Genomic DNA, 18,217 nt, shown 5'->3' with positions numbered 1-18,217 from the left:
CATTTTTAGCATTGTGACGGTCTCATGCGCTGCTGTAAAACGCTGCGGAGCCCTAGGGTTAGCGATGGAAGCTGCGCCGAAGGCGTTCCGGAACGAAGTGAAGGAATGGAGCGGAAGCGGAACAGCGGACGTAGCGACCCGAATGGAGTGAGGGGAACCCCCGGAACAGCTGTTTTATATTCATAAAAGACATGACATTACGGTGAAAAAACTAAGGAAGGACAGACTGCGGCAATTTTAGATACGACCGGCTCGGGAAAAAGCCCGCTGAAGCATTTGCTTGACAGGCTGTGCGGCTATACCTCCGGGTCAATCACTTAAAAGCAGACTGCTTCCGGCATACACGGATGCATGCCGGAGGAATGTACACGGAAGTACATTTTTCATGATAGATAATCTTAGAAACGCAAAATTTTAAGCAACAACGTGGGAAACTTCAGAAACTTCGCTGATATAACCGGTGCGTAAGCACAGAGCAAACATATCGTTATCTAAAAATTCTTCACTGATTTTTTCATAGCCTTCTTTATCATGGCAAATACGGATGAAATAGCCTTTGTCTGTTTCATTGAGAATTGAAAAATACGAAACATCTCCGGGATTACTTTTTATTGAATACAATTTCATAAGTGACCTCCATAATCTTAATAAACGTTCTCGATCAGTGCGTTTGTATTAAGCTGCCAACCGTGTTACACCGTACAGCAAAACAACGTAATGCACTGAGCTGTTGTAACGCTCCCTTATAGTTTCGGCATAGGAAACAAGAGCTTTACCAAGAAGTCCTAAAAAAATTGCATACATTGCGGTATGTTCTGTAAAAAGGTCATTTCATGCAGCGCCCCGCCTATGCAAGAAGAAATAGCGGCGTACCAATCCGGCAGAGCTTATACGGAAGGGGTTCGGCGTAAAAAGGTTTCGATGGTTCGGATTGCTTCAATTGTTTGATCTTTTGTCACCGGCGACGCTTTCTGCAGTTTGTCTTTTAACAGTACTAAAGACCGTTCAACTATTTCCGGCTCATACTTTCCAATAGTACGGAAGATTTGCAGGGCATATTTCTGTACAAGGGCTTCGTCAGGATCATCGAGCAGCCGCTCAAATAAGCCGATGTACGGCTGAAAAACCGATGCCTTTGTACAGGCAATATTCTGACAAGCAGCCAGCATAGCTCCTCGTACCTTAGGATCGGAATCACAGTGCATTTGAAGGATATTGTCGAGTTGGTTTGATACTATTGTTATATTATGGCGGCCGGTATTTCCGAGAGCTAAAAGCGCTTGCTCCCGTATATCACTATTCTTATCTTTTAAGGCGGAAAAAGCACGGTCGATTAAGTGCCGAATAAGTTCAGAACGGTTCATACCGATATGTCCCATCGTTGCGTATGCCTGCGCAACAACCTTTTCGTTAGAACTTTGTAAACTGTTGGTTACAAAGTTTATATCTGTCGACGTAATACTATCAGGATTAGTACGTGCTGTGGTAGAAATTTCTTGTAACCGTTCAATATTCCTATTCATTTTGTTCCTCTATTTTGCTGTATGCTAGAATAGACCTGTTCAGAAGCGTAAGTTTTCTCATCAGATTTAATCTCTAAAACCCTCAGGAGTTAGGATTTTTCATCTACTCAATTAGAAGGATATATTATACTGCTAAAAAGAGAAAAATCAAGCGCTTGGAAGTCCTGCAGCACTTGCTCCGAATAATCCGGTATGCGTCCCCGTTTTACCCGCTCCATTGCTTGCTCCCACAGCAGCAATGATGCTGAATCCAACTGAGTTTCTTCACATAACACCATACTGCGGTATGGCTGTTTATGCAACTGGATGTTTCCATACATAGCATGATTTTGCAATTTCCAGTTCCGATGAATGTAATCGCGAACCTGCATATATACCTCATCCCGTGTTTCGCAGAAGACGAGTAGTATAGGAGAAACTGTTTCTCCGGCACTCTCCTGCTGCGGATACTGCGAGCGGATATACTCGGCAGTTTTAGGATTATTTGTAATAACAACAAGTTTCATGTTCTATACTCCTTATCTCTATCTCGGCTGAAAGTAAGCCGCTGTTTCCATAATATGGTCCAGTTCATCTTCTGTATCACACACAAGCGAAGCTGCATAGTAGAGCGCTATCGCAGTTTCTACCGTAAGCATCCCTATCGGAATTATGCCTCCGTTATGCACGGGATGTTTTTGATTCTCTCCTACAAAGCCGGTCTCCCCCTCTTGCCGGAAAGTAGTATAAAATCGGCATTGCTGTTTTTTGCCCCGTTTCAAAAATTCTTTTAGAAAAGAAGGATATTCCTCTGCAGGCATCGGTTCATTTTCGTGCAATTCTAAAAAGAAGGTATGGATATCATTTTTTAAAAGGGGAAGGAGGTATGATTGCGGTATCCCCGGGTAGGTTTTAATCAAAAACATACGCTCAGCAGCCTCGCTGAGAAGACTTTCAAAAACGAGCCGGTCGCTTCCTTTATAATCGGTCAGCAATCCTTCATCGTGAAAAAGAGGCTGCTTCATATTCCAATTTGTCAAGCTGCTTTGCCGACTGCTGCTCCCACTTTCGTACTTTAAATTGAGCGGAGACAGCACAAGTCCATTACTCAAAACATAGATGCCGCGATCTTTTTGTGCAGCAAGCCGGATTGCTTCATTGAGCGTGCACTGCATACCCTCAGTGTCCGGTACAGCAACAGAAGCCGTGAGGACAATCGGAATAGGAGAATCGGCAAAGAGCCAATACAGAAGCGGTGCGGTATACACAAGGTGCGCGGCTTCGTACAGCACTACCAGCCCTTGAGCTGTTCCCGAGGCAATTTTACCGCATATCGTATGAATCAGCCGTGCCCAGCATTCGGGATTTAAGACTTCTCGCGAGAGTCCGCCCGAAGGGAGCTGTTCAACACAAACACGGCATTCCGTTTTATCAGTTTCTATCAATTTGGAAAAAGCGGAACTTTTTTCCGTATTCTGCTGAGTCTCCGGCTTATCGGTAAGAGCAGTTGCAAGATTCCCCATAGCAATAACGTAGATGATATTGATCGGCAATTCTTCTTTTATGATGTGTTTTACCAGCTCTTGATCCGCAAATCCGCCGGTTTTTTTCATAACAGCCCCGCATAGGATATCCAGATACCTCAGTGCTCCGGCTTTCAGCTGTGCCGCCTCTTTGGGATATTGAGCGAGAGCTTCCCGTACCAGTGTCTGCAAGGTAGTATAATCGGATATTTTTGTCCATTCTTCTTGTGCAAGTATTGCAGCAGGGTCGGCATCCTCTACAATTATTCTATAAAGCAATTTACGGAGTATCGTATGATTGATTGTTCCCTTTTGAAAAATACTCAAAAGCTGCGCATAGTGGTCAGGCAGCAGCGGCACTTTGCTAATCGTTTTATTTTCCCGCTTTAACAGTACCGCAATATCCGAGAGGATTCCTCTCGCAGCTGCCTTTGGGTCTATCCCTAATGCTACGACAGAATCGAAAAATGCTGCCAGCTGAGCATCGCCACACAGAGTTTTAGCAGCCGGTACGGATAGTCCAAAGGATTGAACATAACGCAGCTTCCGTGCATGCTGATTTTCGGGGGCATTTTTCAGCACTGCCCGGAGGAGGGATTGAGGGGCTGTATAAAAATACTTTTCCTTTACGGGGGCAACTTGTATGCAATCAATAAACTCTCGTGCTTGATACGGTTCCGTGCGTTCAAGCCGGGCATTCCAGATGCGGCTTTCCGAGGTTAGCGTTTCTCCTTGTTTGAGCAACTCTTCTTGCCGCCGCAGATCTTCGTTCACCGCTTTCCGCACAAAATTAAAAGAGTTAAGATTCCGCAGCTTGACATAATGCTGCGGCACAGCGGGTATCTCGGTTGATGCAGTATAGGCATTGCAGCGTATCTTGTGGCTCGTATCAGAATCGGTTAAAAGACCGATATACCGCATACGGCTGCTCAGCTCCGTTAGAAACATTTCTGCCTCTTCTCCGAGCTCTATATTATTACCGGTACGGATTCTAATGCTCGGCATACCGGCGGTGCTGTAATCCATAAAAGCTGTTCCATCTGCGTGAATAAGCCGCCCGGCATCCTCTTCAATGCGTATTTCTACAATTTCTATTTGCTTTCTATGTTTATGAAATTCAATATCAAGCGCTCCCTGTTCTGCAATTTTGACGGATGCACCGGATAAATGGTATTCTGATGGTAAAACAGGCATACCTGACGGATATTCATAGGGTGTTGTTTCAATAAGCTTACAGCCGAGGCTCTGCGCAAGCCGATAGGCATCTTGGGCAGCACGTTTTTTCAGTACCGGGGGCATACCATCCATCCGCATACAAATCGGACAACACTCAGCTGATGTACCGGTTTTACAGCAGCAGAATGCTTTTTCATCCGATACAATTAAAACACGGATTTCAAGAAACACAAATGATTGATACAAGAAGCCCTCCCTATAGACCCTTTAGTAAATAGGCACCGATTATACACCAAAACAGAAAAGGGTGATAGCATTTTTTACCTGTTCTGCAGGAAATAATAGTTTACAAATTATAATTTTATGATATTATTATTACTGAGGGTATTCGGAAAAATCTTTTGTTTAATTGTTTGTCCGAATACCAAAAAAATCGGGAAGCGCTATATTTGAATAAAACTCAAAATATATGCTTCAATATACGAATAATCTTACAATTTCATTAAAAAAGAGGTGTAGAATTTATATGGATAAGAAAAACACCCCCCCCCCCCCCCCCCGCATCTTTTAAAAATATACAGACCTTTGCGCTGTCACTTCATAAAAATAGTCCTCATTGTATCAAAATATCCATAAATAGACGAAGAAATATTAACACCGGATAATTTCTTTTTGTTACCAAACAAATCCAAGCCCTCTATTTCGATTTCATACCAGCGATAGGGTTTTCCAAATAACACTCCCTATATACGCAGACGTATATTTTTCAATAGATGTCTTATGGATTGAGACTGGTCAATCTAAAAATACAGAATAGAGCATCTTTAAAAGCTTAGGTATAATTTTTAGAGATGCCCGGCGAGTTTTCCATAAGTTTTAATACGTTAATAACTTATGAAAAACATGGAGTTCTTAGAGACCCCCTAAACAATTCTTTTGAAGAAAGAAGAGGTCATAGGGGAGGAAAGGAGGTTTACCATGAAAAAGCGTTTTTCTCTTCGCTACAAATTGATCACCATTTTCAGTCTTTTGATTGCTGCAGCATCGCTTGTTGAGATTGTCCTTGCAGTTCAAACTGCCCGTAAAGCGGTCATTGAAAAGATTGAAACACATCTTATCGATAAAGCGCAGGATACTGCAGAGGTTATTGACGGACGGGTTATGGCATTTTGGCAGTTTCTTGAAGGTATCTCCCGTATGCCGGCGTTCCGCAATACAGAAATGTCCTATACGGAAAAAAGCCGATTATTGGATAAAGAAGCTGCTTTTAACGATGAAATTCTCGACTTAAACATCGCCGATAGAAACGGCATACTCTATACCAGCGACGGCAAATCAACGAATATTTCTCATCTTGCATGGTACAAAGACTCTAACGGTGGGCAGCGGTATTTTGCAGAGCCGTTCATGTCGCCTGTTCTACATAAACTGGTTCAAGCCATCATCGTTCCCGTTATGGACGACAATAACAATCACATTGCTTCTTTAGTTGCGCTCATTCCGGGGCTATGGCTTACCAACCGTGTAGACGATATTCGCGTAGGAGAAACCGGCTACTGCTACGTTTTATCGAAGAAAGGCGTTGATATTGCTGATAAAGCGATCGATTGGGTAGAAAATATGAGAAGCTCGATAGAAGCGGCTAAAACGGATGCAAGTCTTCAAACCGTTGCAGACTTTGATAGCAAAGCTATCGCTTCATCAGATTCCGGTACGGGAAAATTCGTGTATCAATCACTTAACTATCTGGCGTCGTATGCAACAATGAAAACAACTGGCTGGACAGCCGTAATTATGGTTCCCTCCGACGAATTTATGGGAACAGTACGCACACTCCGTACATCTATGACATTGATAGGCGCCGTTATTTTACTGGCGGCAGTTCTTGTCGTCTATTTTGTTGCCCGCACTATCATTAAACCGATCCAAACGGTGGTTTCGGCGTTGCAGAATATCGCACAAGGAGACGGGGATTTGACGGTCCGTCTACCGGTACATGGCAATGATGAAATTACCGATATGGCTGAATACTTCAATGAAACACTCGAAAAAATCGGATCTTCTATCAGGCAGGTTGGTGTCAATAGTGACGCAATGGAAGAAATCGGAAATGAACTTGCCTCCAATATGACAGAAACAGCCAGCGCTGTGCATCAGATAAGCGCCAACATCGACGGGGTAAAACAGCAGGCGATGACGCAAGCGGCAAGCGTTACTGAAACAGCGGCTACTATCGAAGAGATTGTTCGTACCATTAAACAGCTCAATAACAGCATTGAAACGCAGGCGGCAAGTGTCGCTCAGTCTTCCTCTTCCGTAGAGGAGATGGTTGCGAATATTGCCTCTATCGGGCAGACACTCGACAAAGCCGATGATGCCGTGAAAGAACTCACCGCAGCTACCGGCGACGGCAAAGCCACGCTTGTTACCTCAAATACGGTAACGCAAAAGATTGCCGAAGAATCCGGCTCATTAATGGAAGCGTCAAACGTTATTCAGCATATCGCTTCGCAAACGAATTTGCTTGCGATGAATGCTGCTATCGAAGCTGCTCATGCAGGGGAAGCGGGGAAAGGCTTTGCCGTTGTTGCGGACGAAATACGTAAACTCGCGGAGGAGTCTTCTACGCAGGGCAAGACCATCACCGCAACGCTGAAAACCTTATCGGGAGAAATTGAAACGCTTTCCGCTTCTTCCAAAACAGTAGAGGAAAAGTTTAATGCAATCTTCACCCTTGCCGAGCAGGTTAAGGATATGAGTAACCGGCTTACCGAAGCGATGCAGGAGCAGGAAAACGGCAATAAGGAAGTATTGATTGCGATTAAAAGCATCAACACGGTAACAACGGAAGTACAAGCCGGTTCGGAAGAAATGTTGAAAGGCGGAGAAGGCGTTGCAGCGGAGATGCAAAAGCTCGACAGTCTTACCCGCGTTATCACTGACAGCATGAACGAGATGGCTTCCGGCGCGGTGCAGATCAACAACGCCGTACAGGAAGTCAACGAGATTACGCAAAAGAATAAACGGAGTATTGAGGCATTGGCACAGGAGGTAAGCAAGTTTAAGGTCTAATTGGTATAGATAGAGGAACGCCTTTCTTTTTTTTCGATAAAAAAAGAAAGGCGTTCCTCTACGTTCCCATCCAAAGAAAAACTACGACTTAGGGTTCTGCCCTAAGAACCCACCCTGGTTCCAAAGCATGGTTCTGAAAGGGTCAGCTGAACGATGAAGCTTTTTACGCTAACTGAGTTTCAAAAGCGACAAGGAAGCCGCTCGTACTAACCAGCAGAGAGTTTTGCGTTTACTCAAAAACGTAACCAACTTATAAGACATCCCCACTGTCAAAACTATGCATTCATTACCGGTCTTTTTCACGCAGAGGACAAAAAACTTAATGCATAATTTTAATTCATTTTTCCTTTCTTTGCGGCGCTTTTAATTATGATAAATCTCTAATGTGTTTACTTTGCACCTTTTTCCGCTACGGTTAATATTTTTCTTGCGGGTTCCTTTTTCCTGTGATATAATTAAGTATCTTTGGAAGTACGATGAGTTTTAAGCTATTCAAGTAAATAGCGTGAAAGACAAGTTTTTGGCCACTATTTTTAGATGAATTGTAATAAAAACACTGCTTTATAGCAAAAAAGAGGTTAACAATGAAAACACCCCCTCCCCCCAGCAAATATTCTTCGAACAAAGGAAACCCTACTATGAAAAAAAGAAGTATCGGTAGAAAACTCATCTTAATTACCTCGCTCGTATTTGCGGTTATGTTCGCAGGAAAAGGTATCTATGACGGTTTAGCGGATTACCGGGTATCAATAGACAAAAATAATGAAATCATACGGAACCAAAACGACAGTATCACCCATGATCTTGAAGCTATTTTTGCCGAAGTCGGGCAATCGGCACGGGATATGGTGTCGCTCATAAAAGCGGAGCTTGAACTGCCGATTGAACAAAGAAGTAGAGATCGGCTATTGCAGTATTCAAAAACCATTTTGGCGGAAAACAGTACGCTTGAAGCCTTCGGTATTCTTTTTGAACCGAACACCTTTGATGGAAAAGATACTGATTTTGACGGCATCCCCCTCTATAGAACCCATGGGCGGTTTATTACCTACACACATAAAACATCGGCAGGAATTGTTATAGATGGCGTTGACGATCCTGCGAATGAATATTGGTACTATGAACCGATACGGCAGAAACAGCCTGTCTTATGCCCTCCATATCAGTATGAAGCGAATATCGTTACAACCCTCGCTATTCCGATTATCTATCACGGAAGAGTTTTAGGCGCACTGAATGCCGATATAAATGTTACCTTTATACAAAAAAAATTAGCTGAAATACCGGGAACATCGAAAGAAAATTTTAAGATTTTATGTGCAGACGATGGAAGTGTTATTGCTAACGGGGCTGATGCTTCAAAAGTGATGACTAATCAGCTTGAAGTAAGTCCTGACTTTAAAACCTTTTTTGAGGTCACGGAACGAGGCGAGAAAAAAGACTATACAACATTTTCTCGCATTTCAGGCTTACTGTCTACCGTACAATTCAGTCCTGTTACCATCAAAGGCGTAGATACAAAATGGACATTTATTTCGGTTATATCCATTCATTTATCTACCAAAAATGTCATGCGGACGGTTATTGTCAATATGCTGCAGTATGCAATTGCACTCATTTTGATGGTCGGCTTGCTGTTCATACTAGTGCGCAATATGGTATCAAAACCGCTGCAGCGAACTAGTAATGCGTTGAGGGAAATTGCCGAAGGGGAAGGCGATCTCCGCGTACGGCTCCCGCTTACCGGCAATGATGAGATTACGGAATTGTCCGGTTATTTTAACGATACCATGCAAAAAATTGAGCACACCATCCAAACAATCGGCGGTAATACACAGGTTATGCGGGATATAGGTAGGAATCTTGATGCCAATATGATGGAAACCGCAGGTGCAATTAATGAAATTCACGCAAACATCAATGAAGTAAAACAGCAGGCTGCTCACCAAGCAAAGAGCGTTACCGATACGGCAGCAACGGTCGAAGAGATGGCCGACACTATTCAGCGGCTGGCGCAGCGCATTGAGCAGCAGGCAGAACGGGTGAGTCAGTCATCAGGTTCTGCAGAGGAAATGGCAAAAAATATTGCGGCTATTACACAATCGCTTGCCGATAGTACCGCCGTTATTTCTCAACTTGTCCAAGCAACCGGAGACGGTAAAGAAACGCTTTTAGCTACCAATAGCGGAATACAAAAGATTATGGAAAGCTCCGGCGGTCTTATGGAAGCATCGAATATCATTCAAAATATTGCAAGTCAAACGAACCTCTTGGCAATGAATGCAGCAATCGAAGCCGCGCATGCCGGTGAAGCGGGAAAAGGTTTTGCTGTTGTCGCCGATGAAATCCGTAAACTTGCTGAGGAATCGAGCGCGCAAGGAAAAATGATTACCACAACACTGAAAAACCTAGGGCTGGAGATTGAAAATCTTTCTTCCTCTTCAAAAGCGGTAGAAGGTAAATTCAATGTCATTTTTGATGCGGCGGGTCAAGTAAACAGTATCGCTTCATATCTAACGAAAACACTGAAACAGCAGGAAGATTCAAGTAATGCGGTACTAGCTGTTATCAAGGATGTTAATACTGTTACGCTTGAAGTGCAAGAAGACTCGGCGATGATGTTCAAGGGAAGCCAAGAAATTGCACGGGAGATGCACAAATTGGATGATTTGACAAAGGCTATTTCGGTAAGTATGACTGAAATGGCAAATGGCGCTACAAAGATAAATAATGCCGTTAGCGATATAACCCAACTGACCAGAAAAAATAAAGAAAGTATTGAAGGGCTTTCCGATGAGGTACGTCAGTTTAAGGTTGGAACCGGTGATTAAAAAATAGAATAGTTAATTAAAGAATATACGCTGAATCAACACCCCCGGTGCTTGGCGTCGGGGATGTTGATTTTGTTCACCTGTTGCATTTTAATTCAGAAAAAGTCTGCTGCCGCCGGCGGAATGTCAACAACTCACATTTACACCTTGAACTGTCCAACTTCACTTGCAAGATTCTCAATACTTCGCTTATTCTTCTGCGTAATCTCGTTGACTTCCTGCACAGCGTTGTTAATCTGCACAGCTCCCGATGCCATCTCATTCATACTTTCGGTGATAACACGGGTAAGATTACCGAGCTTACGCATTTCGGATGCCACCCCTTCGCCCCCTTTCAGCATTTCTTCAGAACCGGACTCTACTTCTGTTGTTACTGTGCTGATACTTCTAATAGCCGCTAATACTTCTTTACTGCCATGCTCCTGCTCGCGCATTGCTTCAGTCAGCCGGTTACTCATTTCTTTTACCTGTTCAGCAAGAGCGAAAATCGCATTGAACTTTTCTTCGACGGTTTTAGAAGAAGCGGAGAGTGTTTCAATTTCTCCACTCAAAGTTTTAAGCGTTGCAGTGATGGTCTTGCCCTGCGTTGCAGAATCCTCTGCCAGCTTTCTAATTTCGTCTGCAACGACGGCAAACCCTTTCCCTGCTTCCCCCGCGTGGGCAGCTTCTATCGCGGCGTTCATCGCGAGCAAGTTCGTTTGTGAAGCAATATGCTGAATAACGCTGGATGCCTCCATCAGCGAACCTGATTCTTCGGCGATTTTCTGCGTTACGGTATTGGAGGTAACAAGCGCGGCTTTGCCATCGCCGGTTGCATTTGTGAGACTTCTGATGGTATCACCGGTTTTGCCAAGTGTCTGCCCGATGGAGGCAATATTCGCAACCATCTCTTCTACGGAAGAAGAAGATTGTGCAACGCTTGCGGACTGTGTTTCGATACTGGTATTCAACTGCTTAATAGTGCGGACAATTTCTTCGACAGTCGCAGCGGTTTCGGTAACGCTCGCAGCTTGACTCATCACCTGCTGCTTAACTCCGTCGATATTAGCGCTGATTTCATTTACTGCGCCGGCAGTTTCCGTCATATTGCTCGCAAGCTCATTACCGATTGCTTCCATTGTTGTGGAACTCATGCCTACCTGCTGAATGGAAGCAGCGATTTTCGCAATTGTTTCGTTAAAATATTCGGATAAATCCGCTATTTCATCATTGCCGGTAACAGGCAGGCGAACCGTTAAGTCACCATCACCTTGCGCAATATTTTGCAAAGCCAATACGACAGTTTGAATAGGAGCAGTTATTGAGCGGGCAACAAAATAAACTATAAGAAGAGCTGTGAGCAAAACAATCAGACCGGTAATATATAATGACCAGCGTAGCGTGTTAACATCTTCCATAACTTCATCGTATGGAGCAGAAATAATCAGTTTATTCACAGCAATTTTAGCATTGGAGGCAATGTAACGTTTTCCATTGTAATCGTAAACACCTATCGTATTCTTTTCTTCATGCAAAATTGATTCGATGAATGCTCCATACGATTTATATACACTGTCATGCTTACTGCTTTCAATAGCGTTAAATTGCTGTTTTACCAAGTCGAAGTTTCTATGAGCGATCACTGTACCTGTAGGATCAACAATATGGCAATATCCGGTTTTGCTGATCACGATATCGGTAATTTGCTCGGAAAGCCATTCTGCAGGAATACTGGCTGCAAGCACGCCTTTTATTGCCCGGTCATTACCGTATACCGGCACAGCAAAAGCAATAACAAGCGCATTGTCGATCCGTGAAATAAATGGAGCGGTTAAAAACTTACCGCCTTTTATCGTTACTTGAAAATAAAGGCGGTCTTTTAGAGAAACGATCTTACCTCCCTGCATATGCCAATTACCTTCCGGATCGATCAGATACATGTTGGTTATATTGGTATGCAACGCAGCCTCTTGTTTCAATAATGCAAATTTTTCATGGTACGAAGCCTCATCATCGGCAAGAAGCGGCATACGGGCAATCCCGTCAAGAAATTGAAAAAAAGCGGTAACTCGTCCTTCAATAATTTCCGCAACATCGCCTGCCTTATCCATAAGATGTGTTTCGATCTTTTCTGTTACTGCTTTACGAGCAGTTCTAACGGCAAGTAGACCTTCAACAAGAGATGCTATCGCAATTAATAGCCCGAAGATAAGAATAAGTTTGAAGCGAAGAGAAAAGCGTTTTTTCATTGTAAGCCTCCTTGTGTAATATATCCTAACGGACATACTGCCCGTTACGCCTAAAGGGAACACCCTTTGAAATCCACTACTTCTGAAGAGGATGAACCAGACCATTATAGAAGTAATTGGGATTCTCTTTTGTGCATATTGCGTATTACGTTTCATCGTCTTTGTTAGTTTAAACAGAGCATGGACGAAGAAAAAACAAATTATAAATTGAGCACTTTAAATTACATATTGAGGAAAGAATGGTTTTTATGTGAATTTACCGTAAATACCGCCTAAAAGCGGTATCCAGCGGTAAAATCAGTACGAGACCAATTATAACACAGAAAAGAAAAAGCTGCAAGAAATAAAACTAAAACGGCAGGGCATATCGTTGATGGGTTAAGGATTTTAAAAAACACCACGGGTGATACCGGCTTTAACAGAATCGATATTTCACATTTACGAGACACTCGTCGGGGACGTCCCAAAAGCAGGTTATCTTCGGAACATCCACATGATACGGCAATGCAGATGCCCCCATATTTGCAAAAGAGGTTTAGTTGGTACCCATACTCATCGTCTCCGGCAAAGTACTGCCTCCATCTATGACGATTTGCGCTCCGGTGATATAGCTCGCCTCATCGCTTGCCAAAAAGGCAGTGAGTTCACCGACTTCCACCGGCTGTGCAAGCCGCCCCATCGGTACGCCGAGGGCTATATCGCGAATTGCTTTTTCAGGATCGGCAGGATTCGATTCTGCAGCCATACCCTCCACCATTGGCGTACGCGCATAGCCAAGCTGCGTACAGTTTACCCGGATATTCCGTGCCGCATACTCTACCGCTAAGCATTTCGTCAAACCGACTAATGCCGCTTTTGTAGTCGCGTACGCAGCTTCTCCCGCATCGGCTACAATGTCACCAGTAACCGATGAAGCAATGACAATACTGCCGCTGTGTTGCTGCAGCATATATGGAATAACAGCCTTGCAGGTATTCCATGCACCTTTGATATTCACATTAATATGAAAATCAAACATCTCATCGGTCATCTGCTCAAATGGAGCCAACTGACACACCCCTGCATTACAGCATGCAATATGCACCGCTCCGAACGTATCAACGGTCTTTTTTACAGCCTCTTCTACCTGTTCCCGATTAGAAACATCTGCAATCGCCGTGATGATCTGTGCGTTGTATTGCTTGCGCAGCCTTTCCGCCGTTTCTTCGACCCGTGCGGAACGGTTTATCATACAAATCTTTGCACCGTGTTTCACAAAGGCTTCCGCAATACCGGCACCAAGTCCTACTGCTGCTCCGGTAATAACAGCTACTTTACCATCTAATTTTCCCATATTTACCTCCGTTATATTAAACCTGTTCGAAAATGAAGTTATCGAACATATCTATTATCCGGTTTTATGAAAATCCCTCTAAAAACCAGCAAACCTTGGGCTTGATATAGAAGAACATACACCATATCTGCGGAAGATAATTGCGAATGAGTTTTTAGCGGCGCTTAATTATACATGAAAGCAAAAAAGTATGATAGCAGGTTTTGTATCTTGTCAAGACATTCTGCATTAGATGCTTCGTTTTTATTTCAACATCATTTATTCGTGCGGAGAGTATTCAAACCTCTGCACAAATCGGGCTTTAGAGCTTCTCAAACATAATTTCAACGGTTTTACCGTTTAGCTGTGCCGAAAATTTCCGATACTGTAACTGAGGGAAGCGTCGAACCCTTTCCCCCATCTTCTTACCCTCCTACCCGGCGCTTCCCTTTCTTTTATCTTCGCCGAACGAGATGGCGAAGCCTATCCCTCAATGAAGTATGAGATTGCATTTTGGTAGTGCGTGAATCCTGCAAAGTCTTTTGGATTTCTTCCAGTTTTTGATAAAAGGCACGGTATTTTTGCTGTGCATCTTCCATCGAAATACGGCAGAATTGAACAGTATCTTTTGATGCCATTTGGGCTAATTTGATAATGTCTTCTTTAATGACCGTACCGATTTTTGCATATCCGCCGGTTGTTTGCCGATCTGCCATGAGGATGATGGGCTTGCCGTCCGCCGGAACTTGGATGGAGCCGATAACCGCCGCATCGGAGATAATATCCGCCTTTGTTTTATGCACAACGGCTGCTCCGTCAAGACGGATTCCCATACGGTCGGCATTTGCCGTAATTGTGTACGGCTGCCGGAAGAAATCAGCGATTCCTTGTTCGGTAAAGTAATCGTCTTGCGGGCCGAGGCATACGGATATATCATTGCTGTGCGGGTACACCGGAATAAACCGGGCAGGCAGCCGTTGCGGGACGGAACCATGCCTGACACAAATAGCAAGTTCATCTCCTGCTTGCAGCATTCTGCCTTGAAAACCGCCGATTTTCGATTTCATCAATGTAGACTTACTGCCGTTCACGGGCGGTACATCAATGGAACCTGCAAATGCGATATAGGCGCGGACTCCGCTCTTTACACTGCCGAAACTCAGCACATCGTCTTTTGTAACCGTAAAACTTTCCCAAACCGGCACCGGTGTACCGTTCAACTTGGGGCTTACATCCGCACCGGCAATGCCGATCAGCATCTCTTCCTGAAACGCGAGGGTTGGACCGAGATAGGTAATTTCGAGTACCGCTTCATTCCGCTCGTTTCCCACGAGAAAATTTGCAACCGAAGCGGCGAATTCATCCATAACGCCGGCAACCGGAATGCCGAATTTTTGATACCCAATTCTGCCGAGGTCTTGAATGGTTGTACAGACTCCCGGTCTTATCACTTTTATACTACACTTCATGCAAATCACCTCGTTTTATTGTTTGCATACTAACCTGATACGTTCCCTTCTCAACGCTTTCTGCGATTGCCGCATATTCTTCCGGTGTAACGGAACGGTACCGGATATAATCGCCGGCTTGAATAAACACCGGAGGATTTTTATCGGCAGCATAGAGCTTGAGCGGTGTCCGTCCGATAATTTGCCATCCGCCCGGCGACAAAGAGGGATAGATACCGGTTTGTGTTCCCGCAATACCGACGGAACCCGGCTGAATTTGCAGGCGCGGTGTTTTTAAACGCGGCGTTGCAAGTGATTCATCCATACCGCCCAAATAGGTAAAGCCGGGGATAAAACCCAACATATACACGAGGTAATCGACGCTGGTATGGCGTTTGATCACTTCTTCTTTCGGCAGCTTGGTATGCTCTGAGACAAAATCGATATCGGGACCGTATTCCCCGCCGTAGAGCGTTGGAATTTCGATCAGCGTAACCGTATCGCTTTCGCTGCCGCTTCCTTCTATATTGAGCTGTTGCAGCCGTGCTGTTATATCGGAAAATGTCCAGCGCAGCGGATCATACTGTAACAGAATAGACCGATACGTCGGCACTATTTCTACAATGCCTTCAATGCGCTGTTTTTCAATTTCTAAAATCGTTTTCCGAATCTTTGCGTTGATTTCTTTTGAAATCTCATTTCCGAACTCAATCGTAATTGCCGTTTCCCCGCAGGGAAGATACTTTATTTCCGAATACGTACATTCCTCCCATAAAAAGTCAAGAAGAAAGTATCAACTTTCGATTGACTTTTTAGGCACGTTCGCAACGAAGTGAGAACGTGCAGATGATATACAAGTTTGCGCCTGAGCAAACTTGAGTAAATAAAAGCCGTGCCATTTGTACGGCTTTTATTTTACACGCCTTATTGATTTGTACGGAGGGGTTAATACCCTCCGTCCTCGGCAACGCTCTGCGTCTTTCTACGCAAACAATTTCAGCAGTTGCTTTAAAGAAAGAATACCGATATATGCCGTCAAAAGCGTTACTATCCAGCCTAGCACAAAAAGAATAGTGGAATGCTTATAATTGCCGACGATCTTTGTTTTCTTGCTTGCAATAAGGATCGTTGCCAAGGTAACAGGCAAGATCAGTCCGTTCAAAGAACCTGCAAGAATGAGCAGTGTTGCGGGTCTTCCGATAAAGATAAAAATCAAGGTTGAAGCAACAATAAAGCCGATAATAAAGAGATTTTCCTTTGCTTTTACCGGTGCAAAGAGCGTTTTTAAGAAAGAAACACTCGTATATGCCGCTCCTACAACGGATGTTATTGCTGCAGCAAAGAATACAATACCGAATATCTTATACCCTACCGTGCCCGCGGCAATCTTGAACGCATCGGCAGCAGGATTACCCTTATCCAATGTGCTGCCGGCGCTTACCACACCGAGAACCGCTAAAAAGAGGAAAATACGGACGATTGAAGCAACTCCGATCCCTAAAAAGGCGGATTTATTCACTTTGCTTAAATTCTCTTCTCCGACAATTCCTGCATCGATTAAACGATGTCCGCCTGAAAAGATGATATATCCGCCGACGGTACCGCCGATAAGGGTGATAATAGCCATAATGGACAGGGTACTCGGCATTACGGCTTCTTTGAGCGCTTGTCCTACCGGCGGATGGGTGGTAAAGGTTACATAGCCGATAAGTAGAATCATTAAAGCACCGAGTATCTGCGTTAATTTATCCATCAATTTGGAAGCTGATTTTACCGAGAAGACCAGAATTCCGATTGCCCCGCCGATGCAGGCTGCCAATTTGAGGTCTATGCCGAATAAGACATTGAGTCCCAATGCAGCGCCGCCTATGTTACCGATATTAAACGCCAAGCCGCCTAAGCAAATCAGAAAGGTGATAAAGTATCCAAGACCGGGCAGTACCGCATTCGCAACATCCTGTCCCCGCATTTTTGAAACGGCAAGCACCCGCCATACATTGAGTTGTGCAACCAAAGACATCAGCAAAGAGACGATAATGACAAAGGCAAAAGACGCTTTTAAATCCTGCGTAAATTGGGCTGTTTGTGTCATAAATCCGGGGCCGATTGCCGAAGTTGCCATTAAAAAGGCTGCCCCCAACAAAACTGAAATAGTATTCTTTTCTTTCATGTTGATACTCCTCATACTTTTGAGCATCTCCAAAAACTTACGGTTTTTAGAGATGCTTTCGTGGGCATTGCTTAAAACTTTGGTCTTTAGAAATGCCCTGCTTTCCTACTTTATCCATTTTACGAGGGGCTGTACCTCGATACCTGAAGCTATCAGTGCTTGTTTTATTCGTGCCGTAAACTCGATTGCTTTCGGGTTATCACCGTGTACGCAAATCGAATCTGCATTGATCGAAATTTCTTCGCCGCTTACCGCTGTTACCTTTTTCTCTTTCACCATTTTGATAACACGTGCAATCGCAGCATCAGGATCCTTTACAAATGCACCGGGTAATTTCCTGTTCACCAAGCTGCCGTCGGCATTGTACCCGCGGTCGGCGAATACTTCTTCCGCAACCTTTAAGCCCCGTCGCTTGGCTTCCTGCGCCATGTAACTGCCGCTCAAGATCATTACAATGAGATTTTTATCATAGGCTGCTATACCGTCGAGTACCGCATCGGCAAGTTCCTTGTTATTTGCCGTATCGTTGTAAAAACCGCCGTGCAGCTTCATGTGTTGGAGCGTAACACCATAGGCTTTTGCGAACGCTGATAATGCCCCTACCTGGTACAGCATATAATTCTTAGCTTCCTCAGGCGTTATCACCATTTTCCTCCGTCCGAACCCAAGCAGATCGGGATATCCCGGATGGGCTCCTACCGCAACATTCAGTTCTTTTGCTAATTTAACCGTAGCATCCATGATGAGCGGATCCCCCGCATGCCAACCGCAGGCAAGATTGATACTTGTTACCTGCTGCATAATTTCATCATCCAAACCCAGTTTATAAGCGCCGAAACCTTCGCCTATATCGCTATTCAAGTCTACACAGAATTTCATAGCTACCTCCGGTTTAAATTATAATAGGGGAGAATTTATTTTGTCAATCTTTTGTTCGTGTAGGTTAGAGTAGGAT

The 18,217-nt window shown here is 44.1% G+C and carries 12 protein-coding genes; 2 read left to right on the top strand and 10 right to left on the bottom strand.

Features of this window, described 5'->3' with window-relative positions; translation table 11 throughout:
* Positions 1-414: 414 nt before the first annotated feature.
* From ACTTJ8_RS03190 to ACTTJ8_RS03175, 4 genes are all read right to left on the bottom strand, one after another.
* Positions 415-627 carry a hypothetical protein gene (locus ACTTJ8_RS03190; RefSeq protein ID WP_442715077.1) on the bottom strand — a complete coding sequence of 71 codons (213 nt, stop codon included), beginning with the start codon at positions 625-627 and terminating at the stop codon, positions 415-417.
* Positions 628-887: 260 nt separating this feature from the next.
* Positions 888-1,523 carry a HEAT repeat domain-containing protein gene (locus tag ACTTJ8_RS03185; protein WP_442720290.1) on the bottom strand — a complete coding sequence of 212 codons (636 nt, stop codon included), beginning with the start codon at positions 1,521-1,523 and terminating at the stop codon, positions 888-890.
* 107 nt (positions 1,524-1,630) lie between these two features.
* Positions 1,631-2,029, bottom strand: a complete 399-nt coding sequence (locus ACTTJ8_RS03180; protein ID WP_442720289.1) for a GrdX family protein — start codon at positions 2,027-2,029, stop codon at positions 1,631-1,633.
* 18 nt (positions 2,030-2,047) lie between these two features.
* Positions 2,048-4,447, bottom strand: a complete 2,400-nt coding sequence (locus ACTTJ8_RS03175; RefSeq protein WP_442720288.1) for an asparaginase domain-containing protein — start codon at positions 4,445-4,447, stop codon at positions 2,048-2,050.
* 732 nt (positions 4,448-5,179) lie between these two features.
* On the opposite strand from ACTTJ8_RS03175, the gene ACTTJ8_RS03170 reads away from it, so the two are divergent.
* On the top strand, positions 5,180-7,273 hold the full coding sequence (locus ACTTJ8_RS03170) for a methyl-accepting chemotaxis protein (protein ID WP_442715081.1): 2,094 nt from the start codon (positions 5,180-5,182) through the stop codon (positions 7,271-7,273).
* A 638-nt stretch (positions 7,274-7,911) separates the two neighbouring features.
* Positions 7,912-10,104 carry a methyl-accepting chemotaxis protein gene (locus ACTTJ8_RS03165; protein ID WP_442720287.1) on the top strand — a complete coding sequence of 731 codons (2,193 nt, stop codon included), beginning with the start codon at positions 7,912-7,914 and terminating at the stop codon, positions 10,102-10,104.
* A gap of 140 nt (positions 10,105-10,244) precedes the next feature.
* Here the strand turns inward: ACTTJ8_RS03165 and ACTTJ8_RS03160 are convergent, their stop codons facing one another.
* The 6 genes from ACTTJ8_RS03160 to ACTTJ8_RS03135 all read right to left on the bottom strand — a co-directional run bounded on the left by ACTTJ8_RS03160 (position 10,245) and on the right by ACTTJ8_RS03135 (position 18,141).
* The gene (locus ACTTJ8_RS03160) at positions 10,245-12,332 is read right to left on the bottom strand and encodes a methyl-accepting chemotaxis protein (protein WP_442720286.1); all 2,088 of its coding nucleotides are present in this window, start codon (positions 12,330-12,332) and stop codon (positions 10,245-10,247) included.
* A gap of 535 nt (positions 12,333-12,867) precedes the next feature.
* The gene (gene ucpA, locus ACTTJ8_RS03155) at positions 12,868-13,665 is read right to left on the bottom strand and encodes an SDR family oxidoreductase UcpA (RefSeq protein WP_442715686.1); all 798 of its coding nucleotides are present in this window, start codon (positions 13,663-13,665) and stop codon (positions 12,868-12,870) included.
* Positions 13,666-14,099: 434 nt separating this feature from the next.
* Positions 14,100-15,113, bottom strand: a complete 1,014-nt coding sequence (locus tag ACTTJ8_RS03150; RefSeq protein WP_442720285.1) for a 5-oxoprolinase subunit C family protein — start codon at positions 15,111-15,113, stop codon at positions 14,100-14,102.
* Entirely contained in the window at positions 15,103-15,840 is a 738-nt protein-coding gene (gene pxpB, locus ACTTJ8_RS03145) for a 5-oxoprolinase subunit PxpB (protein WP_442719526.1), read from the bottom strand. Before pxpB ends, ACTTJ8_RS03150 begins: the two co-directional genes overlap by 11 nt.
* A gap of 234 nt (positions 15,841-16,074) precedes the next feature.
* Positions 16,075-17,262 carry an NRAMP family divalent metal transporter gene (locus ACTTJ8_RS03140; RefSeq protein WP_442720284.1) on the bottom strand — a complete coding sequence of 396 codons (1,188 nt, stop codon included), beginning with the start codon at positions 17,260-17,262 and terminating at the stop codon, positions 16,075-16,077.
* Positions 17,263-17,367: 105 nt separating this feature from the next.
* Positions 17,368-18,141 (bottom strand): LamB/YcsF family protein, encoded by a 774-nt coding sequence (locus tag ACTTJ8_RS03135; RefSeq protein ID WP_442720283.1) that lies wholly within the window; start codon positions 18,139-18,141, stop codon positions 17,368-17,370.
* Positions 18,142-18,217 lie beyond the last annotated feature (76 nt).

The sequence above is a fragment of the Treponema sp. genome, assembly GCF_052169735.1.
GTDB lineage: Bacteria > Spirochaetota > Spirochaetia > Treponematales > Treponemataceae > Treponema.
Note: the sequence above shows the minus strand (reverse complement) of the source record. Positions and strands in the feature narration are given on the sequence as shown.